The sequence below is a fragment of the Enterococcus sp. DIV0755b genome (assembly GCF_051713765.1).
GTDB lineage: Bacteria > Bacillota > Bacilli > Lactobacillales > Enterococcaceae > Enterococcus_C > Enterococcus_C canintestini.
Window position 1 is genome coordinate 642,661 of the sequence record NZ_JBIOQN010000001.1, and the last position, 26,376, is coordinate 669,036.

General features: G+C 37.4%; 21 protein-coding genes. 19 read left to right on the forward strand and 2 right to left on the reverse strand.

All coding sequences use genetic code 11. The features are described from left to right. Window positions 1-242 precede the first annotated feature (242 nt). From IGI65_RS03145 to ade, 17 genes are all read left to right on the forward strand, one after another. Window positions 243-992, forward strand: coding sequence for a GntR family transcriptional regulator (locus IGI65_RS03145; protein ID WP_249024149.1), 750 nt, complete (start codon window positions 243-245; stop codon window positions 990-992). Beyond that, a complete protein-coding gene (locus IGI65_RS03150) occupies window positions 992-1,840 on the forward strand; it encodes a class II aldolase (protein ID WP_438773204.1) in 849 nt (282 codons plus the stop codon). The genes IGI65_RS03145 and IGI65_RS03150 overlap by 1 nt, the downstream gene beginning before the upstream one ends. Next, on the forward strand, window positions 1,837-2,301 hold the full coding sequence (locus IGI65_RS03155) for a PTS sugar transporter subunit IIA (RefSeq protein WP_071864349.1): 465 nt from the start codon (window positions 1,837-1,839) through the stop codon (window positions 2,299-2,301). The genes IGI65_RS03150 and IGI65_RS03155 overlap by 4 nt, the downstream gene beginning before the upstream one ends. Window positions 2,302-2,318: 17 nt before the next feature. Continuing rightward, window positions 2,319-2,609 carry a PTS sugar transporter subunit IIB gene (locus tag IGI65_RS03160; RefSeq protein ID WP_071864350.1) on the forward strand — a complete coding sequence of 97 codons (291 nt, stop codon included), beginning with the start codon at window positions 2,319-2,321 and terminating at the stop codon, window positions 2,607-2,609. A 4-nt stretch (window positions 2,610-2,613) separates the two neighbouring features. After that, window positions 2,614-4,014 (forward strand): PTS galactitol transporter subunit IIC, encoded by a 1,401-nt coding sequence (locus tag IGI65_RS03165; RefSeq protein ID WP_438773205.1) that lies wholly within the window; start codon window positions 2,614-2,616, stop codon window positions 4,012-4,014. Then, window positions 4,007-5,536 carry an FGGY family carbohydrate kinase gene (locus tag IGI65_RS03170; protein WP_438773206.1) on the forward strand — a complete coding sequence of 510 codons (1,530 nt, stop codon included), beginning with the start codon at window positions 4,007-4,009 and terminating at the stop codon, window positions 5,534-5,536. Before IGI65_RS03165 ends, IGI65_RS03170 begins: the two co-directional genes overlap by 8 nt. A gap of 225 nt (window positions 5,537-5,761) precedes the next feature. Next, the gene (locus IGI65_RS03175; RefSeq protein ID WP_438773207.1) at window positions 5,762-7,294 is read left to right on the forward strand and encodes an ABC transporter permease/substrate-binding protein; all 1,533 of its coding nucleotides are present in this window, start codon (window positions 5,762-5,764) and stop codon (window positions 7,292-7,294) included. Beyond that, the gene (locus IGI65_RS03180) at window positions 7,291-8,232 is read left to right on the forward strand and encodes an ABC transporter ATP-binding protein (RefSeq protein WP_071864354.1); all 942 of its coding nucleotides are present in this window, start codon (window positions 7,291-7,293) and stop codon (window positions 8,230-8,232) included. Before IGI65_RS03175 ends, IGI65_RS03180 begins: the two co-directional genes overlap by 4 nt. Before the next feature lie 19 nt (window positions 8,233-8,251). Beyond that, the gene (locus tag IGI65_RS03185) at window positions 8,252-9,640 is read left to right on the forward strand and encodes a dihydrolipoyl dehydrogenase family protein (protein ID WP_438773208.1); all 1,389 of its coding nucleotides are present in this window, start codon (window positions 8,252-8,254) and stop codon (window positions 9,638-9,640) included. A 269-nt stretch (window positions 9,641-9,909) separates the two neighbouring features. Continuing rightward, a complete protein-coding gene (locus tag IGI65_RS03190; RefSeq protein WP_438773209.1) occupies window positions 9,910-10,788 on the forward strand; it encodes a DegV family protein in 879 nt (292 codons plus the stop codon). A 102-nt stretch (window positions 10,789-10,890) separates the two neighbouring features. Further along, window positions 10,891-12,177: an FAD-dependent oxidoreductase gene (locus tag IGI65_RS03195; protein ID WP_438773210.1), complete on the forward strand. Its 1,287-nt coding sequence runs from the start codon at window positions 10,891-10,893 to the stop codon at window positions 12,175-12,177. Window positions 12,178-12,181: 4 nt separating this feature from the next. After that, window positions 12,182-13,645, forward strand: a complete 1,464-nt coding sequence (locus tag IGI65_RS03200) for a helix-turn-helix domain-containing protein (protein WP_438773211.1) — start codon at window positions 12,182-12,184, stop codon at window positions 13,643-13,645. A 328-nt stretch (window positions 13,646-13,973) separates the two neighbouring features. Beyond that, window positions 13,974-15,473 carry a glycerol kinase GlpK gene (gene glpK, locus IGI65_RS03205; protein WP_095006164.1) on the forward strand — a complete coding sequence of 500 codons (1,500 nt, stop codon included), beginning with the start codon at window positions 13,974-13,976 and terminating at the stop codon, window positions 15,471-15,473. A gap of 18 nt (window positions 15,474-15,491) precedes the next feature. Continuing rightward, window positions 15,492-17,330 carry a type 1 glycerol-3-phosphate oxidase gene (gene glpO / locus IGI65_RS03210; RefSeq protein WP_438773212.1) on the forward strand — a complete coding sequence of 613 codons (1,839 nt, stop codon included), beginning with the start codon at window positions 15,492-15,494 and terminating at the stop codon, window positions 17,328-17,330. Further along, window positions 17,330-18,046: an MIP/aquaporin family protein gene (locus tag IGI65_RS03215; RefSeq protein ID WP_071864361.1), complete on the forward strand. Its 717-nt coding sequence runs from the start codon at window positions 17,330-17,332 to the stop codon at window positions 18,044-18,046. Before glpO ends, IGI65_RS03215 begins: the two co-directional genes overlap by 1 nt. 367 nt (window positions 18,047-18,413) lie before the next feature. Further along, window positions 18,414-19,055, forward strand: coding sequence for a DUF998 domain-containing protein (locus IGI65_RS03220; RefSeq protein WP_438773213.1), 642 nt, complete (start codon window positions 18,414-18,416; stop codon window positions 19,053-19,055). Window positions 19,056-19,140: 85 nt separating this feature from the next. Then, window positions 19,141-20,877: an adenine deaminase gene (gene ade, locus IGI65_RS03225; protein WP_438773214.1), complete on the forward strand. Its 1,737-nt coding sequence runs from the start codon at window positions 19,141-19,143 to the stop codon at window positions 20,875-20,877. 436 nt (window positions 20,878-21,313) lie between these two features. Here the strand turns inward: ade and IGI65_RS03230 are convergent, their stop codons facing one another. Beyond that, window positions 21,314-21,610, reverse strand: coding sequence for a bacteriocin immunity protein (locus IGI65_RS03230; protein ID WP_438773215.1), 297 nt, complete (start codon window positions 21,608-21,610; stop codon window positions 21,314-21,316). A gap of 301 nt (window positions 21,611-21,911) precedes the next feature. Between IGI65_RS03230 and IGI65_RS03235 the strand changes: the two genes are divergently transcribed. Further along, window positions 21,912-23,429, forward strand: a complete 1,518-nt coding sequence (locus tag IGI65_RS03235; protein ID WP_438773216.1) for a metal ABC transporter solute-binding protein, Zn/Mn family — start codon at window positions 21,912-21,914, stop codon at window positions 23,427-23,429. A 152-nt stretch (window positions 23,430-23,581) separates the two neighbouring features. Here IGI65_RS03235 and IGI65_RS03240 read toward each other — a convergent pair whose 3' ends face one another. Then, window positions 23,582-25,204 carry an ABC-F family ATP-binding cassette domain-containing protein gene (locus tag IGI65_RS03240; protein WP_412256645.1) on the reverse strand — a complete coding sequence of 541 codons (1,623 nt, stop codon included), beginning with the start codon at window positions 25,202-25,204 and terminating at the stop codon, window positions 23,582-23,584. 572 nt (window positions 25,205-25,776) lie between these two features. Between IGI65_RS03240 and IGI65_RS03245 the strand changes: the two genes are divergently transcribed. After that, window positions 25,777-26,298, forward strand: a complete 522-nt coding sequence (locus IGI65_RS03245) for an HdeD family acid-resistance protein (protein ID WP_438773217.1) — start codon at window positions 25,777-25,779, stop codon at window positions 26,296-26,298. The last annotated feature ends 78 nt before the right edge of the window (window positions 26,299-26,376 follow it).

The window sequence follows — 26,376 nt, forward strand, 5'->3', positions numbered from 1 at the left end:
ACTAATTTTTCCTAGGTATCAACGTAATACTACACCATTGCGTCTGGTTTTGATAGCAAGAAAGAATTCACATAAAAGAATGTCTATCATTTTTTATACTAATCTATAATTTTGCTTAGGTTAATAAAATGTAATTAAATTTTAATGAAAAAGATAGGTTTACAACTTTCATAATAGCGGTTACAATCAACTTGTACATGGTTGTCTATAGTTGTCCATAGTCGTGTACAAAAATAGTGGAGGTGGTTTGTTTGGTTATCAATAGAGATTCGTCTAAACCCATTTACCTTCAAGTCGCAGATTTTCTGAGAAATAACATTTATTCTGAAGAATGGGGAAGGGGAGAAAAAATACCGTCAGAAAATCAGATTATGAAGGATTTGGATGTTAGTCGTGGGACTGTTAAAAAAGCGGTGAACTTAATTGTAGAAGAAGGTCTTTTACAGCAAATTCAAGGTAAAGGGACTTATGTAACCGATGGAAGTATTAGCTATCCACTCGGAAGTGGTTTACTGTCATTTGCAGAATCGCTAGAATCTCAAAAGTTAACTTACGAAACAAAAGTCCTTACTATTGAATTTCGAAAAGCAAATAAAGAGATCGCGACAAGGTTAAGACTTCAAGAAGGAGAAGAGTATTTGTTCATTGAACGGATTCGATTTGTAGAAGGCGAAAAAGTTATGCTAATTGAAAACCGTTTGAATTCTAAGCTATGCCCAGGTTTAGAAACGCATGACTTTAATAAAGAAAGCCTCTTTAAAGCGATTGAAGAAACTAGTGGTAAAAGGATTCAATATTCTGAAAGTCGATATGCAGCTCGTGTGGTCGGGGAAAATCGCGCTCAAATTTTAGAAGTTCCTGAAGATTCACCGGTTTTACATCTTGAGCAGCTTGTTTATTTAGAAAAAGGAATCCCAATCGAGTTCGGTAATGTATGGCTGAAAGCAAATAAATACTACCTTGGAACGATTCTCCAACGGGAGGAAATGTAATGCCATTAGTAAACGGACATGTCTTATTGGACATTATCAAAGAAAGAAAAGTGATTGCTGGTGCATTTAATACAACGAATTTAGAAACGACAGTAGGAATTTTGGAAGCAGTAGAAAAAAGTGGTATTCCAACTTTTATACAAGTTGCGCCTACTAATATCACTTTAGCTGGTTATGATTATTTGGTGGATATGGTAGCTCGTTATGCAGAAAATATGGATACTCCTATAGCGCTACATTTGGATCATGGTAAAAAATTTGAAGATGTCAAAAAGGCAATTCGTGCAGGATTCACCTCGGTAATGATTGATGGCGCTGCTTTTGATTTTGAGGAAAATATCGCATTTACGAAAAAGGCAGTTGATTTTGCTAAAGCCTATGGTATTCCTGTTGAAGCAGAGTTAGGTGCAATCTTAGGTAAAGAAGATGATCATGTAAGTGAATCTGATGCAAAAACAGATCCATTACAAGTAAAAGAATTTGTCGAACGTACGGGTTGTGACATGTTAGCGGTATCTGTTGGCAATGTTCATGGTTTGGAAGATGAACCAAATATTGATTTTGAATTGTTAGAAGAGATTTGTGAACTTTCACCTGTTCCTTTAGTCATTCACGGCGGCTCAGGTATTCCTGATGAACATATTCAACGAATGGTTGAGCATAATGTAGCGAAAGTAAATATTGCAAGTGATTTACGTCAGAGTTACATCCGCTCAGTAGGTATATCGTATAATCAGAACAATAACGAAGCTAATTTGATTCGTGTATTAGAAGAAGCAGAAAAAGCAGTGTGTGAAACGGTATACCAAAAAATACTAAATATGAATAGCGTGGTGGCAAGAGTATGAATAGTGAATTAACAGATATGGAAAATATCTTTGTTAATTTAGATGTCGGTTCATTTGATGAATTAATTCAAAATATCGCACAACCATTATACAAGAGTAATGATGTGACAGAAGAATTTGCAGAGCAAGTTGTTTTGCGGGAACAACATTTTCCTACTGGGTTGCCGACTGAACCTTTTGGAGTTGCAATACCGCATACAGATGCTAAATATGTTAATCATAATAAGGTCACAATAGCAACTTTAAAAAATCCAATTCAAATGGAAGTAATGGGTGGAATGGATGATAGTAAAATTGATACATCCATTATATTTTTACTAGCGCTTGGACAATCGAATAAGCAGCTTAATATTTTACAAAAATTAATGAAAGTATTACCAGATGAAGACTTATTATACAGAATTAAAACTGGTACCACTGAAGAAATTTATCAAATAGCTAAAAATGAAATCGGTTTATAAATTAGGAGGATAAAATAATGGCGAAGAATTTATTATTTGTTTGTGCAACTGGTATTGCGACTTCAACAGCAGTGACGGAAAAAGTAATGGAGTTTTTAAAAGATAAAGGTGTGAATGATGTCAACTATTCCCAAACAAATGTAGCATCTGTTCAATCAAATTCAGAAGACGCAGATTTAATTGTATCTACAACTAAAATTCCATACGAATTGGCAACTCCTGTTATTAATGGTCTATCTCTAATTACGGGTGTTGGAGAAGAGAAGGTACTAAATAGTATTTATGACAAACTAACAGAAGGGGAGTAAGTCAATGGAGAATATCTCAAAAACACTTTTAGATGCTGTACAATTTGTATTAGGTTTAGGACCAACAGTTATGTTGCCACTAATTTTATTCGTGTTAGCACTATTTTTCAAAATTAAACCAGCAAAAGCATTGCGTTCTTCACTTGTAGTGGGGATTGGTTTTGTAGGTATTTATGCTATTTTCGATATACTTACAAATAATGTAGGACCTGCAGCACAAGCAATGGTAGAACAAACAGGTATTAATCTCCCAGTAGTTGACTTAGGTTGGCCGCCATTATCAGCTATTACTTGGGGATCACCGATTGCACCGTTTGTAATTCCAATGACAATGTTAATCAACATTATCATGTTAGCTATCAATCAAACCCGAACAGTTGATGTTGATATGTGGAATTACTGGCACTTCGCACTAGCAGGTACCTTGGTGTATTATAGCACAGGTAGCTTCTGGTTGGGAATGTTAGCGTCTGCAGTGATTGCAATAATTGTTTTTAAAGTTGCTGATTGGGCTGCTCCAATGGGAGAAGAATATTTTGGTTTAGAGGGTATCTCATTACCAACTGTTTCCTCTATTACGTTTTTTCCAATTGGTCTTTTAGGAAATAAAATTATTGATAAAATTCCAGGAATTAACAAGATTAATATCAATCCTGCAAGTATTCAAAAGCGATTTGGTATTTTCGGCGAGCCAATGATGGTAGGAACTATTTTAGGATTATTACTAGGTATTGTTGCTGGGTACGATTTAAAAGGTATCTTGAACATGGGTATCAGTATTGGTGCGGTAATGTTTATCTTGCCACGTATGGTACGTATTTTAATGGAAGGGTTGTTACCTTTATCAGAAGCAATCAAAAAATTCTTAAACCAACGTTATCCTGACCGTGACGACTTATACATTGGGTTAGATATTGCGGTTGCTGTGGGGAATCCGGCTATCATTTCTACTGCACTATTGCTAACACCAATTGCCGTTATTTTAGCGTTTATTCTACCTGGTAATACTGTGTTGCCACTAGGAGATTTGGCAAATCTTGCTGTAATGGCATCTATGGTGGTATTGGCTTGTAAAGGAAATGTATTTCGGGCAGTATTGATTGCTATTCCAATTATGATTGGTGATCTTTATATTGCGTCTTCTGTGGCACCATTTATTACTGGTATGGCAAAAGATGTTAACTTTAGTTTTCCAGAGGGATCTTCTGGGTTAGTATCAAGTTTCTTGGATGGTGGCAATCCATTGCGTTATTGGTTGCTACAGATTTTTAATGGAAATATTATTGCGATTACTTTAATACCTATTATTGCTATTGTAATTTTCTGGATTTATAAAGTAACTTATAAGCAAACGCACTTAATTCCTGAGGATACTCCTACAGAAGGTGTGTTAAAACATGAATAGAAAAAAAGCTATCACAATTGATATCGGCACAACCAATTCCAAAGTCTCTCTTTTTAAAAGAGAGACTGGAGAATTGATTTGTCGCGAAATTTTCAAAACACCTAAAGTGCACGACGATTATGGTATTTTATTTGATTTTGATACAATTTATAAAAGAATTATAATGATTTTAGAAGATTATTTTCTGACTTTCAATCAAGATATTGATTCAATTAACATTTCTAGCGTTGGAGAAGCAGGTGTGTTAATTGATAAAACTGGGAAAATCGTCACACCTATGATAGCTTGGTTTGATAAACGAGCTGAAAAGTATGTGGCTATGTTGAATGAAAACCAGAAAGAAAAAATTTATAGTATTACTGGTTTACCTGCTCATTCAAATTATAGTATTCCTAAAATTAGCTGGTTGTTTGATCACTATGAATTAACGAACTATCCTTATACTTGGTTAAATTTACCAGATTTACTTGCTTATAAATTAACTGGAACTGTTAAAACTGAATTTTCAATGGCAAGTCGAACAATGGCATTAGATTTGAAAAACAAAATATGGTCAGAAGAAATTTTAGATATCTTTAACCTTACGGGAAAAGTAACATTTCCGGATATTCAATCATCGGGAGAAATTGTCGGTTATATAACCGCAAGCCTAGGAGACTTATTTAAACAAAATCAAAATATAACTGTTAGAATTGCAGGGCATGATCATATGGTGGGGGCCTTGAGTATGAATTTGTCTGAAAATAAAATGCTCAATTCGACAGGTACTACAGAAGGTCTGTTGACAATAAATTCTCACTTGGTAGGTTTTAACAAGAACTTTTCCAATTCACTTTCAATGGGAATATTTACAAACTCGTCTTATTACACTTTATTTTCTTCAATGCCAACTGGTGGTAATGCTTTTGATTGGTATAAAAAACTGTTTAATTTAAGCCAAGAAGATTTTTTAAAGGATTGTGAAATTCTAAATGAAGAATACCTTTTAGGAAAAAGAAAATTATCAGAAGAATTACTTTTTGTTCCGCATTTAAACGGTTCTGGAGCTCCTTATAAATTTGGGGCTTCACAGGCAATCTTTTACGGAATGAAACAAACTACAGAGCGAAGAGACATTCTTTTTGGTGTTCTTTTGGGCCTTTGTATGGAGATGAAATTGACCGCAAGTTGCTTTAATATGCAAGTCATAGATTGTATATTGGCAATTGGACCTGTCATAAAAAATCCACTTTGGCTGCAGATGAAGGCCGATGCGCTGAACTTAAATATTGAAGCGGTTGAGGTAGAAGAGGCTGTTTCCTTTGGTGCATTAAAAGCAGCATATGCAGACTTCAATCGTTTTTGTGATTATAAAATTATTAAGCCAATCGAACAGAATGTTAGAGACTTTAATACTCAATTTTTAAAATATCAAGATTTGTATGACTATAAAAAAGATATATTAGAAAATAATTATTTATATAAACTAAAATCGAAAAATCAGAAATTAGATAATGATTGTTTTGTTGAGGAAGTTTCTTAAATTAAAGAGCTTTCTACTGCAAAAACTGCCTGAACTTTCTACCACCTCTTAAAAGTTAGACTAAAAATCTAGCTTATGAGAGGATGGTTAAAAGGCGGGCTTTTTTTCTGCCCTTCATGCGTATCTTTCGAGTTATTTATCCCCCTAAGCTACAATGATAATAGGAAAAATACTGTTGGTTAAAAATTGTTGTGGCAATTTTTAGTAGCAGAAAGGTGGGAATTAATGGACGCGTTATACCAAACATTTATCGAACGAAAAAGTGAGTTGTTTTCAGCATTAATTGAACATATTAGTATTTCGTTAATAGCGTTACTATTTGCGATGTTAATTGCGATACCATTAGCTATTTGGTTGGTTAAGTATAAAAAATTAGCAGAAATTATGTTACAAATTACCGGTGTGTTACAAACAATACCTTCGTTGGCACTTTTAGGATTGTTGATTCCTTTAGTAGGGATCGGGACTGTACCGGCTATTATTGCATTGGTTATTTACGCTTTGTTGCCGATTTTTCAAAGTACCTATATCGGGTTAAGTGAGATTGATCCATCCCTAGAAGAGGCGGCGGATGCTTTTGGTATGAGCCGTTTTCGCAAATTGCGCAAAGTGGAGTTGCCGCTTGCACTTCCGGTGATTATTTCAGGAATTCGCACGGCTTTAGTTTTAATTATTGGTACGGCTACATTGGCAGCATTAATTGGTGCTGGTGGGTTAGGAACATTTATCTTATTGGGAATTGACCGCAATGATACTAGTTTAATTGTAATTGGCGCAGTCAGCTCAGCCTTATTGGCCATTATTTTTAGTACGGCGATTCGGTTATTACAAAAAGTGCGGCCGCGGGTTATTTTAGCAAGTTTAGCGACTCTTTTTCTGATGATTGGCGGTATTGGCTTAGCGCAATCTTCTTTTTTCCAACCGGAAACGGTGACGATTGCCGGAAAATTAGGCGCAGAGCCAGAAATTTTAATCAATATGTACAAAGAATTGATTGAAAACGACAGTGATGTAAAGGTGGAATTAAAACCGAATTTTGGTAAAACAACATTTCTATTTAGCGCCTTGAAAAATGACCAAATTGATATTTATCCTGAATTTACGGGGACCGTTTTGGAATCATTGGTTAAAGTGCCTAAAGCAGATGAAGGGCAACATTCAGCGGCAAAAACGTATACGTTAGCGAAAGATTTGCTGGCAAAGCAAGAACAGTTAGCCTTTTTACCGCCAATGGAATATCAAAATACGTATGCCTTGGCGGTGAAAAAAACATTTGCCAAAGAACATGACTTAAAGACAATCAGTGACTTGAAAAAAATTGAAAATCAAGTGCACGCCGGTTTTACTTTAGAATTTAACGATCGTAGTGATGGCAATAAGGGGTTGAAAAAAGTATATGGCTTGAATTTGAAAGTCAGTCAAATGGAACCGGCCTTACGCTATACCGCGATTAATAATGGGGATGTCAATGTGATTGATGCCTATTCTACCGACAGTGAAATCAAGCAATATGATTTAATGACCTTAGCAGACGATCAACACCTGTTTCCGCCTTATCAAGGGGCGCCTTTAATGCGACAAGATTTTGCTAACAAACATCCGCAAATTGTGAAAAGTTTAAATCAGTTGCAAGGTCAAATCACTGAAACTGAAATGGTGACAATGAACTATGCCGTGAACGTCGAAGGTAAAAAACCGGCCGCAGTTGCCCGTGAATATCTACAGCAAAAAGGGCTTTTAGGAGGTGAGGACAAATGAGTGATTTAGTCGTTTTTGATCATGTTGGTAAAAAGTTTGGCGCAAGTACAGCCCTAGAAGATGTCTCTTTTAGCATCAAAACAGGTGAAATTTTTGTCCTCGTCGGCTCTTCTGGCAGTGGTAAAACCACTTCTTTGAAAATGATAAATGCTTTACATGTTCCCACGAGTGGTGACATCTATTTTAAAGATAAAAAAATTAAAGATTACGATACGCAAAAATTGCGCTGGCAAATTGGCTATGTCTTACAACAAATTGCACTTTTTCCGAATATGACTGTCTTGGAGAATATTGAAATTATTCCAGAAATGTTAGGGTGGAGCAAAGAAAAACGCAAACAGCGGGCTTTTGAATTATTAAAAGCGGTGGAATTAGAGCCAGAAGTTTATGCCAATCGTATGCCTAGTGAGTTATCAGGTGGTGAGCAACAGCGGGTTGGAATATTGCGGGCACTGGCGGCAAAACCGGATGTCATTTTAATGGATGAGCCTTTTAGCGCCCTTGACCCCATTTCAAAAGAGCAGTTACAAAATCTAGTATTAAGTTTACATCAGGATTTGAAAAATACGATTGTTTTTGTTACCCACGATATGAAAGAAGCGATGAAATTAGGCGATCGCATTGCGGTAATGAAAGAAGGACGTCTCATTCAATGTGATACGCCAGCAGAAATTGCCGCACATCCTGAAAATGATTTTGTGGCAGAGTTCTTTAAAGGGGCGGACATTACGTGGCAGCCGCTACAAGTTAGCTTAACAGAAGTTTTAGCAGCCGGTTTTTATACGGAAGATACATCTTCTGATTATCCGCCAATGGATTTACGTATGACCGTGGGGGAAAGTTTGCCACTACTAGCAAAAAATAACTTTCGCATAGCTACGAATAAAATTTTAACCGCATCAAATTTATTAAGTTTTTTAGCCGATAATCAATCATAAAGACAATGGAGGGAATAAAATGGAACATTTTGATGTAGCAATTATAGGGGCCGGACCAGCCTGTTTGTCACTGGCGTATGATTTAAAAGCAGCGGGTAAAACTGTCGCCGTTGTGGAAGAAAATTTGTTTGGCGGTACTTGTCCTAATGCCGGCTGTGATCCAAAGAAAATTTTATTTGCCGCTGAACAAGCTCGCAGTCAAGTTGCTCAACTAATCGGCAAAGGGTTTGCCAAAAACAGTCTGCCGTCGGTAATCTGGTCAGATTTAATGGCTTATAAAAAAACATATACTGATCCTGTTTCAAAAGAACAAATTGCCGGTTTTGACGCCAGTGGTATCAAACATTTCCACGGCCATGGTCAGCTAATTTCTGCAAATGAAGTTGCTGTTACTGTTCAGCAGGAAAATGTCTTGGATAATGATACTCAGTCCATGGTAGAAAAAAAGCAGTGTTTTACGGCTGAGCAAATTGTGTTAGCCACAGGACAGCGAGCCCGCCTGTTAGATATTCCTGGCAAAGAGCATTTTTTAACCAGTACGGACTTTTTAGCACTGGAAAAATTACCAGCTAAAATGATTTTTCTTGGTGCAGGTTACATCAGCTTTGAATTGGCGGCAATTGCCAATGCTTGTGGCGCTGAAGTGACTATTTTACATCATAATGACACGCCATTGCGGGGCTTTGATCAAGATTTAGCGCAACATTTGGTTAAAGAACTGGAAAAAAGTGGTATTACGTTTATTTTTAATGAAAATATTCAAAGTGTAAAAAAAGATGACGGAGAGCTTCTTGTCACTACTGATAAAAAAAGCTATGAAACCAATAGTGTTGTTTGTGCTACTGGCCGGATTGCCAATGTTGAAAACTTGGGTCTAGAAGAACTTGGTATTGAAGCTAGCGGACGGGGGATTACAGTGGACGACCACTTACAAACGAGTCAAAAAAATATTTATGCCATGGGGGACTGTGTGGCAAAAAAACAACCAAAAATGACGCCGGTGGCCAGTTTTGAAGGCCGTTATTTGAAGCAACTATTATTAGAGGAAACAGCTGAAAAAATCAACTATCCTGAGGTACCGACTTCTGTTTTCACCTTACCAACACTAGCTCAAGTTGGCGTAAGTAGTAGTACAGCTGAAAAAGATCCCGCTAACTACAAAGTCGAGTGGTTTGATATGAGTAAATGGTATAACTATTTTCGTACCAACGATCCGGTGGCTTTTGCAAAAATTATTTATAACAAAGACAGTGGTGAGATTGTCGGTGCTGCCACTTTAAATCAAAAAGCGGACGAATGGATTAACTTGATGACGTTGATTATTAATTTAGGAATCAAAAAAGAGCAGTTACAAAGTATCATTATGGCGTATCCTTCTGTCGGAAGCGATTTGCAGTATTACTATTAGAAAGTAAATTAAAGCGTGTCCGTACTGTAAGTTTGGGCGCGCTTTTTTAGCATTAAGGGAAGAAGCGGAATTTTGCAAAAGAGGAACACATTTACGCCGCTTTTTTCTTTAATTTTAAAAATCGTTATTTTATCTCCTGGTTTTTTCGAAAATTTTCAAAGTGAGATCGCTATATGGTAAAATAACAAAGTAGATAGGCTGAAAAGTGAAAACTTCTCTGTTTCAACGATTTTGTAAAATTTGACAGAGAAAATTTAGGGGGTTAAGCCATGTTTCAAATCGTAACGGATTCTTGTTGTGACATCCCATTTCAATTTCTAGATGAAGCAGGCATCGCATTTATACCGATGTTGGTGGAGATTAACGGTCAGGAGTACAAGGATGATTTAGGGAAAACATTTGACGTTGATTTCTTTTATGAAGCGTTAAAAGATAAACAAATGCCCACGACTTCTCAAATTAATGTGGGGCGTTATTTGGAGTTTTTTGAACCCTATGCACAAAAAGGGATTCCTGTTATTTATTTATCTTTTTCTTCAGGATTGAGTGGTTCTTATAACAGTGCTTTACAGGCAGTAGCAGTCCTAAAAGAAGATTATCCCCAAGCAGAAGTTGCAGTGGTGGATACTTTAGCGGCTAGTCTTGGTCAAGGCCTATTAGTTTTAGGGGCAAAAAAACAACAAGCTGCCGGCAAGAGTTTCACAGAAGTAATCGCTTGGGTTGAAGAACAAAAAATGTTATTGCAATCATGGGTAACAGTCGATGATTTAAAACATTTGGAACGTGGTGGCCGTATTTCAAAATCAGAAGCGGCTTTAGGTGGTTTATTAAAAGTCAAACCGATTATTCATGTCGATAAAAATGGTAAATTACAAAATGTTGATAAAGTGCGGGGGCGCAATAAGTCGCTGCAAAAGATCGTTGATGAAACATTGGCGCATCTGACTTCACGGCAAGAACAAATTGTTTATATTGCTTATTCTGGTGATGTGGCGGCAGCAGAAACAGTTTTAGCGGCCATTACCGCCGAAGTTGACATTGAAGATGTGGCATGTTTGCCATTAGGCCCAACTATTTCTGCCCATACTGGGTTAGGGTGTGTGGCGATCTTCACTTTTGGTAAAAATCGGAACGAAGAAGTATTTTAATTTAAACTTTAGTCTGAAAAACCAGACTAGAGTTTTTTTGTAAATAAATGATCTGATAAAATTAAAAGCAGTGATTTACATTAAAAGAAAAGAGGAAGATCCATGCGTGTAGTAATTGTAGGGGGATCTTTTGCTGGTGTGCAAGCAGCTTTAGATATTAAACAGGCAGATCCGAATGCAGAAGTTATTGTGATTGAAAAACAGGCAGAATTAGGCTTTGTACCAGCCAGTCTGACACTGATTTTACAAAATAGGGCCGCTTCAGTGGATGACTTGCGTTGGGTGACACAACAGAAATTGGAAAATAAAGGCATTCAAGTGTATACAAAAGTGGCGTGTACGGGTCTTTTGGCAGATGATCAAATTGGCCTGTCGACAGGAGATAAGTTAACTTTTGATCGTTTGATTATTGCGACTGGTTCCCAGCAGTCTTTCCAACAAGCGCCAAAAAAAACGACTAAAATTAAAACTTGTAAAACCCCGCAAGATGTAACGGAAATTTTAACGCAATTAAAAACGGCGACAACTGTGGCGATAATTGGTGGTGGACCAGTGGGGATTGAGCTGGCAGCTGCGATTGTAGATGTTAGCCCGCACGTTCATTTATTTGAAAGTGAACCGCATGTAATGAACCACTATTTTGATTTAGAAATGATTCAGCCACTAGAAGATGCAATCAAAAATTCTGCTGTCACGCTTCATAAAGAAACGTTTATTGACGCAATGGAAGAAACCAAAGAAGAGCAAGTCCGTCTTTATTTTAATGAAACCGATTTAGACGTCGATTTGGTTTTACTAGCTAACAGTACGAGACCAAATAATCAAATGTGGCAACCACTGGCGTGTCATGAGGATGGTACATTACAGGTAAATGATTATCTGCAAACGAGTAATCCCAACATTTATGCGATTGGGGATGCCATTAAAGTAAAATTCCGGCTAACAGGAGAGTCACTGTATTTATCACTAGTTAATAACGCGATTCGGACGGCTAAAATCGCCAGTCAAAATATTACTGGCAAAATGCAAAAGGATCCTGGGACAGTGCGGGTGAGTGGCAATCATTGGTTTGGTTATTTTGTCGGCAGTGTGGGGCTTTTAGAAAAAGAAGCGCTTTTGTATCAAAATGAAATTGAAAGCCAGCATTTTTACGTACGAAAATCGACGATTACAACCGAAAAAATCCACTTAAAAGTGATTTGGGATCGGGATACTAAAATTTTATTAGGGGCACAGTTGGTGGCACAAGTAGCGGATTTTGCTTTATTGGATCAATTGGCAACAGCGATTAGGCAACAACAAACCCTTGAGGAATTTCAGTTAAATGAAAGATTTTACCAACCGGCTTTTCGCTATCCTTTAGCTATATTTACACAGATAGAGGAGTGAGGCGATGCGAATTGAGCAACTATTGGAGAAAAATCAACAATTGCAAGTAGCAATTTTAAAAGCGCTTATTTTATCTGAAGGCGCCTTAGCGACGAACCAGCTGGCAAAAAATATTGGTATATCAAAAATCAGTTTGGAACAATACTTGCAAGATGTTACAGATCTTGGGGCAACAACCGGTTTTAATTTGACACGTAACGGGGCTATGGTCTATTTAACCATGAACAATACGACTACCTTAGAAGAGATTACGGCTTTATTAGTGAAAGATAGTTTGAAATTTCAATTATTAGCCTATATGTTAGAACAGCGGGAATTTACGATCCCCCAAATTTCTCAAGAATTTGCTACCAGCGAATCTTCTATTTTTCGTAAATTTCGGGAATTAAATGAAGTGCTGGCTGAATTTCAGCTGCGAATCAAAAACGGGCGCCTCCAAGGAGAAGAATCACAAATTCGTTATTTTTATTTTCAGCTTTATCTGTATTTTCCTATTTCGATGCGACCCCATTATTTGATTGAATCAGATCAAAATCAGCTGTTTTTGCGGGCGTTAGAACGAACACTCAAACTGACCCTTTCCCCTCAGGCCAAAAGTGAGGTTGCCTGTTGGTTAGGAATTACGTTAAAACGCATGTCAGCGAAGAAAAAACAGCAGACTAAAGTCAAAGAAAATTATCACCTTTTTAAAAATGATGCTCTTTTTGAACAAATTGAGCCGCTAATTCATTTATATAACAGTCGCAGTTCTTTTGAACGCAATCAATATGAACCGGTGTTGTTTTACAGCTTTTTGGTCTCTTTTCAAATTTTAGATGAGGAAACTTTTTATCATTATGAATTACAACGAAGTAAGAAGTTACCGCCTGCTCTTTTGGATATGTATATTAGAGAAATGATTTTGATTCACTATCGACCGCGTCGCCTGTCCATTCAGCAGGAAAAAGCAGTGGGCTATCAGCTATCTCAAATCAATAATCGCCTTTATTTTTTTCAAGGGTATTTACCCCGCTATGAGCCAGAACGCTTATTGCGGTTGCAAAAAGAAAAACTAGGGGTTGAACGGAGTCAAATATTGGCTGTTTTACAAAAAAACGTGTTAAGTTTTTTACCCGCTAAAAAAGCCGAAGATACTTTAGTTACCGAAGCTTTATTGACTATTTATGCGAGTATTTTGGCTATGATTGATTTTTATATCGCCAAAGAAGTCGTAGTCGGAATTGATTTTGAAGATTTACCGGCTTATCGGATTTCTTACTATTATGATTTGTTTTCAGAATTACGGCCGATTGCTGGAATTCGAGTGGAACATGCCAGTTACAAAACGGATTACGATTTAATTATTAGTACCCGCAAAGTAAGTGGCTATACGACTAAAATGCAATACTGTTTGTCAGAATTTGCATCGAGTTATGATTTGATGCAACTAAAAAAATTAATTGAGCAATTAAAAAAGGAAAAAAATTAGATGGTGTGGCAAAAGTCTTGTCACACCTCCTATTTCGAAATTAACGGTGTGGCAGAAGCAGTTTCTTTTGAAATAGGACAGAATTTCCCAAAATTTGAAAAACAATTTTCTGAAATTCCGTTTTATTTCTTGAAGCTGGACGCTTTTGTCATAACTTCTTTAAAAAAATTTTTTAACAGTAAAAACACTTGCGCTTACGCGATTTATTGTCAAAACTGCCATCATTTTATGAAAACGTTTAAATAATTGACGGTTTTCGCGGAAAAAAGCAAGGTAGGATAAAAACATAAAGAAAGCGATTGCAAATCGTGCGAGGAGGAACAATAGCATGGCGGAAAAAAAACAATATATTATGGCGATTGATCAAGGAACGACGAGTTCACGGGCAATTATTTATGATAAGTTTGGCCATCAAATCGCTAGTTCACAAAAAGAATTCACTCAGTATTTCCCGCAAGAAGGATGGGTCGAACACGACGCCAATGAAATTTGGAATTCAGTTCAATCCGTAATTGCCGGTGCATTTATTGATTCTGGTATTAAACCTACCCAAGTAGCCGGAATTGGAATTACCAATCAACGGGAAACGACAATTATTTGGGAAAAAGATACTGGCCGGCCGATTTATCACGCGGTCGTATGGCAATCACGGCAATCAGCCGACATCGCCGATCAATTAAAAGCAGATGGCTACGAAGAGATGATTCATCAAAAAACAGGTTTGGTCGTAGATGCTTACTTTTCAGCGACGAAAATTCGCTGGATTTTAGATCACGTTGAAGGTGCTCAAGAACGGGCGGAAAAAGGAGAATTACTTTTTGGAACGATTGATAGTTGGCTAGTTTGGAAACTAACCGATGGTGGCGCTCACGTTACAGATTATTCTAATGCTAGTCGCACTATGCTTTATAACATTCATGAACTGGCTTGGGATGAAGAAATTTTAGCGCTACTAAATATTCCTAAAGCACTTTTACCAAAAGTAACTTCCAATTCAGAAATTTATGGTTATACCCAAGGCTATCATTTCTTTGGCAGTGAAGCGCCAATTGCCGGTATGGCAGGGGATCAACAAGCAGCCCTATTTGGACAAATGGCCTTTGAAGCGGGGATGGTAAAAAATACTTACGGCACAGGTTCATTTATCGTCATGAATACAGGTGAAAAACCACAACTGTCAAAAAATAATTTATTAACCACAATCGGTTATGGCATTAACGGTAAAGTTTATTATGCCTTAGAAGGAAGTATTTTTGTCGCCGGCTCTTCCATTCAATGGCTACGGGATGGCTTAAAGATGTTAGAAAAAGCCAGTGATTCAGAAGATGCTGCCAAACGCTCTACTAGCCAAGATGAAGTCTATATCGTGCCAGCTTTTGTCGGACTAGGAGCTCCTTATTGGGATCAAAAAGCAAGAGGGGCAATGTTTGGTTTAACTAGAGGTACCACAAAAGAAGATATTATTAAAGCAACATTACAATCGATTGCTTACCAAGTGCGGGATATTATCGATACGATGCAAGAAGACACTGGTATTAGCATTCCCGTTTTAAAAGTTGATGGTGGTGCAGCTAATAATGAATACTTAATGCAATTTCAGTCTGATATTTTAAACGTACCAATTCAACGGGCGGCAAATCTCGAAACTACCGCTTTAGGTGCAGCCTTTTTAGCTGGTTTAGCCGTGGGGTACTGGAAAGATATGGATGAAATTCGCGAGTTTTACGAAGCTGGCAAGATCTTTGAAGCAGAGATGGATCCACAACGACGCCAAAAATTATATGATGGTTGGAAAAAAGCTGTAAAAGCGACCCAAGCATTTGAATAAGAGCTAGGAGTGAAAAAGATGGCATTTTCTAAAACAACACGCACAAAAAGTATTGCAGCACTTAAAAATGAAGAAATGGATTTATTAATTATTGGCGGTGGGATCACCGGTGCTGGGGTAGCGATTCAAGCTGCCGCAGCGGGCATGAAAACTGGCTTAATTGAAATGCAAGACTTTGCAGAAGGAACGTCTTCTCGTTCCACTAAATTAGTTCACGGTGGTATTCGCTACTTGAAAAACTTTGATGTCGAAGTAGTGGCAGATACAGTGACAGAGCGAGCTGTCGTCCAAAATATTGCGCCTCATATCCCTAAACCAGATCCGATGTTGCTACCAATTTATAACGATGAAGGTCCAACGACTTTTAGTATGTTTTCAGTTAAAGTTGCAATGGATATTTACGACCAATTAGCCCATGTCAAAGGTACGAAATATGAAAATTACACGTTAACACCAGAAGAAGTATTAAAACGTGAACCGTTTATTAAAAAGGAAGGGCTTCAAGGTGCCGGTGTTTATTTAGATTTTCGCAATAACGACGCCCGACTTGTGATTGAAAATATCAAACAAGCCGCCGCAGACGGTGGCCACATGGTCAGCAAAATGAAAGCTGTCGGATTTATTTATAAAGACGATCAAATTGTCGGCGTTAAAGCGCGAGATCTTTTAACGGATGAAACAATTGAAATTAAGGCTAAATTAGTAATTAATACCAGTGGACCATGGGTGGATAAAGTACGGAACATGAACTTTACTAAGCCGGTTGTTCCCAAAATGCGGCCAACCAAAGGGGTACATTTAGTCGTAGACGCAAAAAAATTACCAGTACCGCAACCAACTTATTTTGATACAGCTTTAAATGACGGTCGCATGGTTTTTGCCATTCCGCGGGAAAGTAAAACGTATTTTGGGACAACTGATACCGACTACAAAGGTGATTACGTTGATCCTAAGGTAACCAAAGAAGATGTGGACTATTTACTAACGGTCATTAATCATCGTTATCCAGAAGCAAAAATTACCATTGACGATATTGAAAGCAGTTGGGCAGGATTGCGACCACTATTAATCGGCAATGCCGGTTCAGATTATAACGGTGGTGATAATGGCAACATTTCTACGAAAAGCTTCCACCAAGCCGTTGATGTCGTGACTGCCTATAAAAACGGTCAAGCAACTCGCGATGAAGTCGAAGATGTCTTGAATAATCTTGAAAGTAGTCGCGCTGAAAAACGCCTTTCACCGTCAGCAGTTTCTCGAGGCAGTTCTTTAGAACAAGAGCAAGATGGCATGATTACATTATCTGGTGGGAAAATTACGGATTATCGTAAAATGGCCGCTGGTGCGATGACGATGATTCGCAAGTTACTAAAAGAAAATTATGATTTAATCTTTAAAGAAATAGATTCTAAAAACTATTCTGTTTCCGGTGGTGACTTTGATCCAACCAAATTAGAAGAAACTGTCGCAGAATATGCCAAAATTGGGGTAGCTGCTGGCCTGACAGAAGCAGAAGCAACTTATATCGCAGATTTTTATGGCACGAATGCAAGTAAAATCTTCCAATATGCCAAAGAAATGACAGCGTATCCAGGAATGACATTAGCAGAATCAGCGCGCTTGCGTTATGGCTTAGAAGAAGAAATGGTTTTAACGCCAGTTGATTATTTACTGCGCCGCACCAACCATATCTTATTTGAACGTGATAGCCTCGATGCACTACGGCAACCAGTTCTTTTAGCAATGGCTCGTTACTTTAACTGGGACGAAGCCAAAAAAGAAGAAATGGCAGCCCAACTAGACGATGCAATTAATGAATCTGATTTAGTTGCACTAAAAACAGGAGGGAAAAATTAATGAGCGGTGAAATGACACAAATTATGGGTGAATTTATCGGGACAATGATTTTAGTCTTACTTGGTGACGGGGTCTGTGCAGCGGTCAACTTAAATAAAAGTAAAGCGCAAGCTTCCGGATGGATTGTAATTGCGATGGGTTGGGGAATGGCCGTTATGATGGGGGCTTATATCTCGGGATTTATGGGACCAGCACATTTGAATCCAGCGGTTAGTTTAGCAATGGCTTTGAATGGTTCACTTGCTTATAGTTTAGTTGTACCATTTATTGTAGCGCAAATGGCCGGTGCTTTTGTCGGGGCTGCTTTAGTTTGGTTGGCTTATTTACCACATTGGCAAGCGACCAAAGACCAAGCTGCAATTTTAGGTACATTTGCCACAGGACCTGCAATTCGCAAATATCCAGCCAATTTACTAACAGAAATGATTGGTACTTTTGTCTTAGTCTTAGGTTTACTTGCTTTCACGCAAACGGAATTTGCTGCTGGAACAAATATTTTTGCAGTCGCAGGTTTAATCGTTGCTCTTGGGTTATCTTTAGGTGGTCCAACAGGGTATGCAATTAACCCAGCTCGTGATTTAGGGCCTCGTTTAGCTCATGCGATCTTACCAATCGCTAATAAGGGTACTTCTGATTGGCAATATGCTTGGGTTCCAGTTGTCGGTCCATTTCTTGGTGGGATTATCGCTTGGGGTGTCTTTCAATTAATGGTTTAGTTTAATAGTAAGAAACATTCCTACTTGATGAAAGTAGGAATGTTTTTTTTGTGAATAAAAGAATTATATGATTTCATAAGAGTGAGGTCTGTTTGTTTTACTTTTTACATGTTTCGCTTCACGAACGAACTCTTGGCGACATTAAGTCGAAATTATAAGAAATTTGAGGAGCAACTTCGTATAATTCCGCCTTAATGCTAAAGAGTTAAACACGTTCGGATCACTTTTTAATCTAGCAAAATGAACGAGCTCTCTGCGGCAATAAGCCAAAATCGTAAGAAATTAAAGAGACAATTTATTCCGATTTCGTCTTATTGCTTGAGAGCTGGGCGAGTTCATTTAGCTTTTTTTACTAGGAGGGGTTTTTTTGAAAATTTATCGAAAATATGGCTGGCTGCTTTTACTTTTATTTGTCCTCTGTGATGGTGGTATGCCTTATTTATTAGGGACGATGTGGGAGGGTTTTAGCCAGACAAAACAGGTTGTTAGTGATTTAGGTAGTGTGACAAGTCCGGTTAAAACCTATTTTGAACACGGCTCTATTATGACGGGAAGTTTATTATTAATTGCTTTACCACCGGTACAATATTATTTTTTTAATGCAGATGAAATTTTCCAAGATAAGCGCAGAGAAATTAATTTATTGCTTTTTAGTATTACAGCTTTTGCGATTGGCGATTGTATTTTTACTGGTGTTTTTTCCATTAATCATACCACTAGCGGTCTCACTTTAGACACGATTATTCATGGCTTAGGTTCTGGGGCTGGGATCTTGGGGATGCTTGTAGCACCGTGGCTGATGGCGCGTATTTTTGCCAAAGCAAAACCAAAGATTGCCCGAATATGTTGGTTCATTTTTTATGGCGCACTTTTAACTTCTGGTGCAAATGGTTTGGCGCAACTTTTATCTTTTACTTATAAAGGCGTGGTACAGCGGATTTCCTTAGCTTTTTTATATTTACCTTTAATAGTCTTAGCATTTAGCATGCAGCAAAAAAAGAAAAAATAGATGCCACAATCTTATTGATACGTGTTACAATTTAACACAAGATTTTGCAGTAGAGGAATGCTAGAAAACTTAAAGGAGCGAGTTTATGCATAAAGAGGTGCTGAAACGACTAATTGAGACCGCTGCTGGCAGAAGACCAGCTGATCTTGTTTTAAAAAATGCGCAAGTCATCGATGTTTACCAAGCTGAAATTATTCGTGGCGATATTGCTTTAGTGGATGGTTTAATTGCAGGTGTAGGAGAATATGAAGGTCAAAAGAGCGTTGATTTAAAAGGAAAATTTGTTGCACCAGGTTTTATTGATGCGCACATTCATGTCGAATCGGCCTATGTGACGCCAGAAGAATTTGGTCGACTTTTAGTTCCTCATGGCACCACAACAGTACTTGCTGACCCCCATGAGATTGTAAATGTGTTGGGGCTGACCGGCTTAGATTATATGACAGAAGCGGCAAAAGAAACAGCGTTAGATATTCGTTACACGATGCCTTCTTGTGTACCGGCTACAAATATGGAAAATTCCGGTGCTGTCGTGGCTGCAGAGGACATGTTGCCAGCATTTGAAAAGCACCAAGTAGCAGGACTGGCTGAATTTATGAACTTTCCTGGTGTGATTGCAGCCGATGACGCTGTCTTAGATAAACTATTACTAGCAAAACAATACGGACTACAAATTGATGGTCATGCGCCAATGGTTGCTGGCAAAGCGCTCAATGCTTATGTAGCAGCCGGCATAAAAAATGACCATGAATGTTCGACTGTAGCAGAATTAAAAGCGCGGATTGCCCGTGGTATGTATGTTTTACTGCGAGAAGGTACTGTTACGCAAAATCTGCGAACCCTTTTAAAAGGTGTTACAGACAATAACTATCAACGTTGTGTATTAGTAGCGGATGATTTACAAGCAAAAGATATTTTGACTAAGGGACATTTGGATAATAGTATTCGCATTTGTATTGAAGAAGGAATCGCCCCAATTCGTGCGATTCAAATGGCGACGATTAATGCGGCCCAATGTTGCCAGTTAACCGATCGTGGCGCGATTGCCCCAGGATTACGAGGGGATTTAGTAGTCTTCTCTGATTTAGCGGCACCAGAAATTGAAGCTACTTATATTGCGGGACAATTAGTTGCTAAGAAGAACGTTTATTTGCCTGAAGTAAAACGAGTGGCAACAACCAAAGTACAATCCAGTGTCCATATTGAGACTTTTGCTAAAGCCCAATTAAAACTAAAATTGACGAGTGACAAAGCGCGTGCCATTGAAGTCATTCCCCAAGAAGCATTGACAAATGAAGCCATCGTCACCATCAAAAGAGATGAAAATGATGAATTTATTTATGAACCAGAAAAAGATGTGGTCAAAATTGCCGTCGTAGAACGTCATCAAAATACAGGAAATGTTTTTGTCGGTCTTTTGAAAAATTACGGTTTGAAAAAAGGTGCAATTGGCATTTCCATTGCTCATGATTCCCACAATTTAATTGTGGCTGGAACAAATGATGAGGATATGGCAGTGGCGCTAAAAGCATTAAAGGACCAAGAAGGTGGCGTCGTTTTAGTGGATGAAGGCCAAATTTTAGGCAGTATGGCGCTCCCGATTGCCGGTTTAATGAGTGAACTAACCGGTGAAGAAGTGGCCCAACAAGAAGAAGAACTAAACCACTTAGCTCACGAAAAATTAGGCATCTCAGCCAAAGTTGATCCAATTATGACTTTAAGTTTTATGTCTTTAGCGGTCATTCCGAATTTAAAAATTACCGATCTTGGTTTAGTTGATGTCACCAAGTTTGAAATTGTGCCAGTTTCAGTTGCAGACTAATTATTTGCGGGGTTTAATTACGCTGAAGAAAAGATTTACACTGAATGTAAAATTAGCAATATCGCAAAAAAGGCAGGCAATAAAATGCGAAATCAAAAAGTAAAAAGCTATTTAAGTCTTCAGCTTTTTTAAAGCGAGTTGTGTGTCCATCGTCTTATTATTCACGCTCAAACCTTGGCTTAAGGTAATCCTTAGTTCTTACGGTTACTTGTAGTTTTTGAAGTTCCCATACTACTTATTCATGTTTCCTTTAAACAAAAAAATAAAAACGTCTTTTTTCAGTCGGTAACCATAGAAATCACGGGAACTTGCTGAAGAAAGACGTTTTTTGTTGTGTACTTCAATTGGTGATAATTTGGTTCTTGGATGGTAATTGATCTTATTCGTTTCACTTTTCTTTACCAGCCCAGCGAATTTAACAAGTTAAAAAAACTTCTCAATACCCATATCGGATTTCCCCAAGAGTAAATAATTTTTTTAAATGCGCAGAGGCCTCAGAAGAGATTGTAATTTTATTTTTTGTCAGACAATTGGAAACTGAAACACTCATGCGGCTTAAAATATAAGGGACGGCGGTTACACCTTCGTTAATTTCTTGGGCATAATCAAAAAGTAATTGCCGTAGTTCATTTGTGCTGGTGTCAGCAGGAATTAAACCTAGAATTGTTGTAATCTCACTTAAGGCAATCTCAGCCCGTTCGCTACCACCACTATACCATTTTATTTCTTTCATCTTCTCACTTCCTTTTTTCTAGCATAAGCATTGCGACTTTTATTTTCAATGACATTTGTTGTTCAAATGTTTTTATCGGCTTTATAATTGTTATTTTAAAAATGGGAAACAGTAATACAAGTTTATTATCAATGCTTTAAATGAGCGGATAATCATTTGAATAAAATTTCATGTTATTTTTATATTGACAGAAAGAAAAAGAGTTGCTATTGTTGTTGGAGTAAATCGTAATAATTTCGTTTTGTTCGTTTTGAAATTTATATTAGGATGTAATTTGTTTTAAGAAGAAGGGATAAGATTAATGAAAAAATTTGGGATTGGTTTAGTGAGTCTAGTGGCTTTAGGTTTGTTGAGTGCTTGTAGTGCTAAGGCGCATTCGACTGAAAATAAAACAGATAAGTTAGAAATTGTCACCACTTTTTATCCAATGTATGATTTTACCAAAAATATTGTGGGGGATGAGGCCAATGTTAAGTTGATGATTCCCGCCGGTTCTGAACCCCATGATTATGAGCCATCGGCAAAAGATATGGCGGCTGTTCATGATGCAGACGTTTTTGTTTATCACAATGAAAATATGGAAACGTGGGTACCAAAGGCTAAAAAGGGCTTTGCAAAAGATAAACCAAATGTGATAGAAGGCACGAAAAATATGATTCTTTTACCTGGGGGCGAAGAAGAACATGATCACGATCATGGTGAAGAAGGCCATCATCATGAATTAGATCCGCATACTTGGGTTTCACCTTATCGGGCTATTCAGGAAGTGACATCTATTAAAGAACAGTTACAAAAGCTTTATCCCAAAAAAGCAGACGTGTTTGAAAGTAATGCGGCTAAGTATTTAACGGCATTAAAAAAATTGGATCAAACTTATAGTGATAGTTTAAAAAACGCCAAACAAAAAAGTTTTGTGACCCAGCATGCTGCCTTTGGCTATTTAGCGCTAGATTATGGGTTAAAGCAAGTGGCAATTTCCGGTCTTTCCCCAGAACAGGAACCTTCAGCCAGTCGCTTAGGTGAATTGAAGGAATACGTGAAAGATAACGGTATCCAATATATTTATTTTGAAAAAAATGCTAATGACAAAATTGCTAAAACACTAGCAAATGAAGCAAAAGTTCAAATGGCTGTTTTAAATCCATTAGAAAGTTTGACCAAAGAACAAATTGCCAATGGTGAAAGTTATCTTTCTGTCATGAAGGAAAACTTGCAGGCTTTGGAAAAAACAACAAATGTAGCTGGAAAAGAAGTCCAACCAGAAGCAGCTACAAAAGAAGAAAAAACAGTAGCGAACGGTTATTTTGCTGATAAGGCAGTTAAAGAGCGAAAATTAAGTGACTTTGCTGGTGAATGGCAATCTGTCTATCCACTACTAACAAAAGGTGCGTTGGATCAAGTCTTTGATTACAAAGCCAAGCTAAATCAAGATATGTCAGCAGCCCAATACAAAGAATACTATACGACAGGTTACAAAACAGATGTTGAAAAAATTAATATTACCGCCAATACGATGGACTTTGTCGTCAACGGCGAACATCATAAATATGAATATGTCGCAAAAGGTTATCAGATTTTAACCTATGACAAAGGTAATCGTGGCGTGCGCTTTTTATTTGAAGCAAAAGGAGATGCTGGCCGTTTCCAATATGTGCAATTTAGCGATCACAATATTGCACCGACTAAAACCGCGCATTTTCATATTTATTTTGGAGACGAAAGTCAGGATGCTTTATTAAAGGAAATGCACAACTGGCCGACTTATTATCCAACTAAATTATCAGGTCATACTATTGCCCAAGAGATGATGGCCCATTAAAAAAGTAGCTGTAACAAAAGTTGTGGCACAAAGAAATAAAGCGCATAATGTATTGAAGAATAGTATTTAGACGTTAAAAGAAGCTATGACAATTTTTGTCATAGCTTCTTTTTTACGATTGGATAAACTTACCGGTGTCTGATAACTCAAAATTAACCGAAAATTTCCGCCATCCGGTTTTTGACATCGGGATTTTCTAAAAATTCATCGTAAGTTGTTTCTGCCCGATCCACGACCCCTTTATCTGAAATCGCAATGATCCGATTTGCTAAGGTTTGAATAAATTGGTGGTCATGAGAAGCAAATAATAATGAACCAGTGAAGGCCATTAAGCCATCATTTAAAGCGGTAATGGATTCTAAGTCCAAGTGGTTTGTGGGATCATCTAAAACCAAAACATTGGATTTTGAAAGCATTAATTTTGAAAGCATGCAACGAACTTTTTCACCACCGGATAAAACATTGACCGGTTTTAATACTTCGTCACCAGAAAATAACATTCGACCTAAGAAACTACGCAAGAAAGTATTGTCATCTTCTTCTTTTGAAGCATATTGACGCAACCAGTCCAAAATCGTTAAGTCACTAGCGAATTCACTACTACTATCTTTTGGTAAATAAGATTGGCTCGTTGTAACACCCCAACGGACAGAACCCGTATCCGGTGTGATTTCACCCATGATAACTTTAAATAAAGTTGTGGTAACAATATCATTATTGGCAACAAAAGCCACTTTATCATCTTTATTTAACGTAAAGCTGATATTATCTAAAATTTTCTTACCATCAATCGTCACACTGACATTATCTACTTGTAATAAGTCATTACCAATTTCGCGTTCCGGTTTAAAACCAACAAAAGGATAGCGGCGGCTAGATGGTTTAATATCATCTAATGTGATTTTTTCCAACATTTTCTTTCTTGAAGTCGCTTGTTTAGATTTTGAAGCGTTCGCTGAAAAACGAGCAATAAAGTCTTGTAACTCTTTGATTTGTTCTTCTTTTTTCGCGTTTTGTTGCGATTGTAATTTTGTTGCTAATTGGCTTGATTCCAACCAGAAATCGTAATTCCCTACATAAAGTTGGATTTTGCCAAAGTCCAAATCAGCCATGTGGGTGCAGACTTTGTTTAAAAAGTGGCGGTCATGGGAAACGACAATCACAGTATTTTCAAAGTTAATCAAAAATTCCTCTAACCAGTTAATCGATTGAATATCTAAACCATTGGTTGGTTCGTCTAGTAAAAGAACATCCGGTTTTCCAAATAAAGCTTGAGCTAGCAAGACTTTCACCTTTTGACCAGCCGTTAATTCTTTCATTTGCAAATGATGCAAATCCTCAGGAATATTCAATCCTTGTAGTAAAACAGCAGCTTCGGGTTCTGCTTCCCAGCCGTTTAATTCGGCAAATTCACCTTCCAATTCAGCTGCTTTAATACCATCTTCATCACTGAAATCTTCTTTCATATAAATCGCATCTTTTTCTTTCATCACGTCGTATAAACGTTTATGTCCCATAATAACTGTTTCAATGACCGTATATTCTTCAAAATCAAAGTGATTTTGTTTTAATACCGCCATCCGTTCGTCAGGGCCTAAAGAAACATTACCAGTAGAAGGTTGCAATTCCCCAGATAACACCTTTAAAAAAGTTGATTTACCAGCACCATTGGCCCCAATTAAGCCATAGCAATTTCCCGGTGTAAACTTAATATTCACATCATCAAAAAGTTTGCGGTCTGAAAAATGCAAACTTACGTCACTTACTGTAATCATAAAAAATAATCCTCCTTAATTTACCTCTTGGCACCTTCACGTTGTATCTAAAAGATCAGTTTTGTGAAAATAAGGTGCGCTAAAATTTTTGCAAAAGCAGGGACTAAATAAAAATCAGCATCATTGCCCACTAAAATTTAACGAGCAAAAAAAGATGCGGCCACATAACTTCCAACTTCAGCGGGCCGTACTCGCCAAAATAAAGATAGGGTCGCGGTTATTTCAATTTTTTTCCTACTATATATACCTAAAATATATGCAATCTTATAGCATTATATCGGCCTGTGTAAGAAGTTGCAACCTTATCCGGACATTTCCTAGTAAATAAAAAGATTTATTAGGATTTTACGGGGAAAGTGGTATTTTTTAGTCAGGTTTCTATCTGATAAAAATTTATAGTAATAAACTAAGATGCTTCATTATTGGCAAACACCAGCAAAAAAAGCGTAACTTTTGACCAAAATTTACCATAAGCGTACCATTGGTAATAGAAGAAAATAAATGCAAGAGATAACTTATCTCAATGAAAAATTGCATGAAATTTTTGAAAAATTATAAGAAGGTGGTTGATTATGGAAAAACGCGGATTTGATTGGGGTTCACTGATTTTAGGAATTTTATTTGTGATTGTTGCCCTGATGTCTTTTCAAGATCCAGTTGGGGATTTAGTCGCAATTGTGATTGTCTTTGGTGTATTTGCAATTTTAAAAGGGATCTTTGAAATTTTCTTGCGCAATCGTTTTAAAGATTTGACAGGTTATAAAGCCAAAATGCCATTAGTAGTTGGGATCTTAGATATTATTATTGGTATCTTCTTACTTTGGAATATGAATGCGAGTGTTTTGGCATTGCCTTTTGTCTTTGCGATTTGGTTTATCGTCGACTCCATTTTTGGTTTATTTAATTTGGATTTGGCTCGCCAACACAGCAATGGCTATTTCTGGTTCTCATTAATTATTGATATTTTGGGAATCATCGTTGGATTTATTCTGTTATTTAATCCGATTTCTTCGGCATTAACACTAAGTTTCTTAGTCGGTTTTTATTTCATGATGTGGGGGATTACCCAGATCGTCTATGCTTTTCGCAAATAATTAGGCACACCTAAGTAAATAGTCGCCCTCTTGTTCTTTTTATGCTACAGTTAAATAAAAAGAGCAGGAGGTTTTTTT

Coding starts and splice junctions, on each gene's coding strand:
- IGI65_RS03150 (WP_438773204.1), top strand. CDS start 992: ATGCCATTAGTAAACGGACATGTCTTATTGGACATTATCAAAGAAAGA.
- IGI65_RS03155 (WP_071864349.1), top strand. CDS start 1,837: ATGAATAGTGAATTAACAGATATGGAAAATATCTTTGTTAATTTAGAT.
- IGI65_RS03160 (WP_071864350.1), top strand. CDS start 2,319: ATGGCGAAGAATTTATTATTTGTTTGTGCAACTGGTATTGCGACTTCA.
- IGI65_RS03165 (WP_438773205.1), top strand. CDS start 2,614: ATGGAGAATATCTCAAAAACACTTTTAGATGCTGTACAATTTGTATTA.
- IGI65_RS03170 (WP_438773206.1), top strand. CDS start 4,007: ATGAATAGAAAAAAAGCTATCACAATTGATATCGGCACAACCAATTCC.
- IGI65_RS03175 (WP_438773207.1), top strand. CDS start 5,762: ATGGACGCGTTATACCAAACATTTATCGAACGAAAAAGTGAGTTGTTT.
- IGI65_RS03180 (WP_071864354.1), top strand. CDS start 7,291: ATGAGTGATTTAGTCGTTTTTGATCATGTTGGTAAAAAGTTTGGCGCA.
- IGI65_RS03185 (WP_438773208.1), top strand. CDS start 8,252: ATGGAACATTTTGATGTAGCAATTATAGGGGCCGGACCAGCCTGTTTG.
- IGI65_RS03190 (WP_438773209.1), top strand. CDS start 9,910: ATGTTTCAAATCGTAACGGATTCTTGTTGTGACATCCCATTTCAATTT.
- IGI65_RS03195 (WP_438773210.1), top strand. CDS start 10,891: ATGCGTGTAGTAATTGTAGGGGGATCTTTTGCTGGTGTGCAAGCAGCT.
- IGI65_RS03200 (WP_438773211.1), top strand. CDS start 12,182: ATGCGAATTGAGCAACTATTGGAGAAAAATCAACAATTGCAAGTAGCA.
- glpK (WP_095006164.1), top strand. CDS start 13,974: ATGGCGGAAAAAAAACAATATATTATGGCGATTGATCAAGGAACGACG.
- glpO (WP_438773212.1), top strand. CDS start 15,492: ATGGCATTTTCTAAAACAACACGCACAAAAAGTATTGCAGCACTTAAA.
- IGI65_RS03215 (WP_071864361.1), top strand. CDS start 17,330: ATGAGCGGTGAAATGACACAAATTATGGGTGAATTTATCGGGACAATG.
- ade (WP_438773214.1), top strand. CDS start 19,141: ATGCATAAAGAGGTGCTGAAACGACTAATTGAGACCGCTGCTGGCAGA.
- IGI65_RS03230 (WP_438773215.1), bottom strand. CDS start 21,610: ATGAAAGAAATAAAATGGTATAGTGGTGGTAGCGAACGGGCTGAGATT.
- IGI65_RS03235 (WP_438773216.1), top strand. CDS start 21,912: ATGAAAAAATTTGGGATTGGTTTAGTGAGTCTAGTGGCTTTAGGTTTG.
- IGI65_RS03240 (WP_412256645.1), bottom strand. CDS start 25,204: ATGATTACAGTAAGTGACGTAAGTTTGCATTTTTCAGACCGCAAACTT.
- IGI65_RS03245 (WP_438773217.1), top strand. CDS start 25,777: ATGGAAAAACGCGGATTTGATTGGGGTTCACTGATTTTAGGAATTTTA.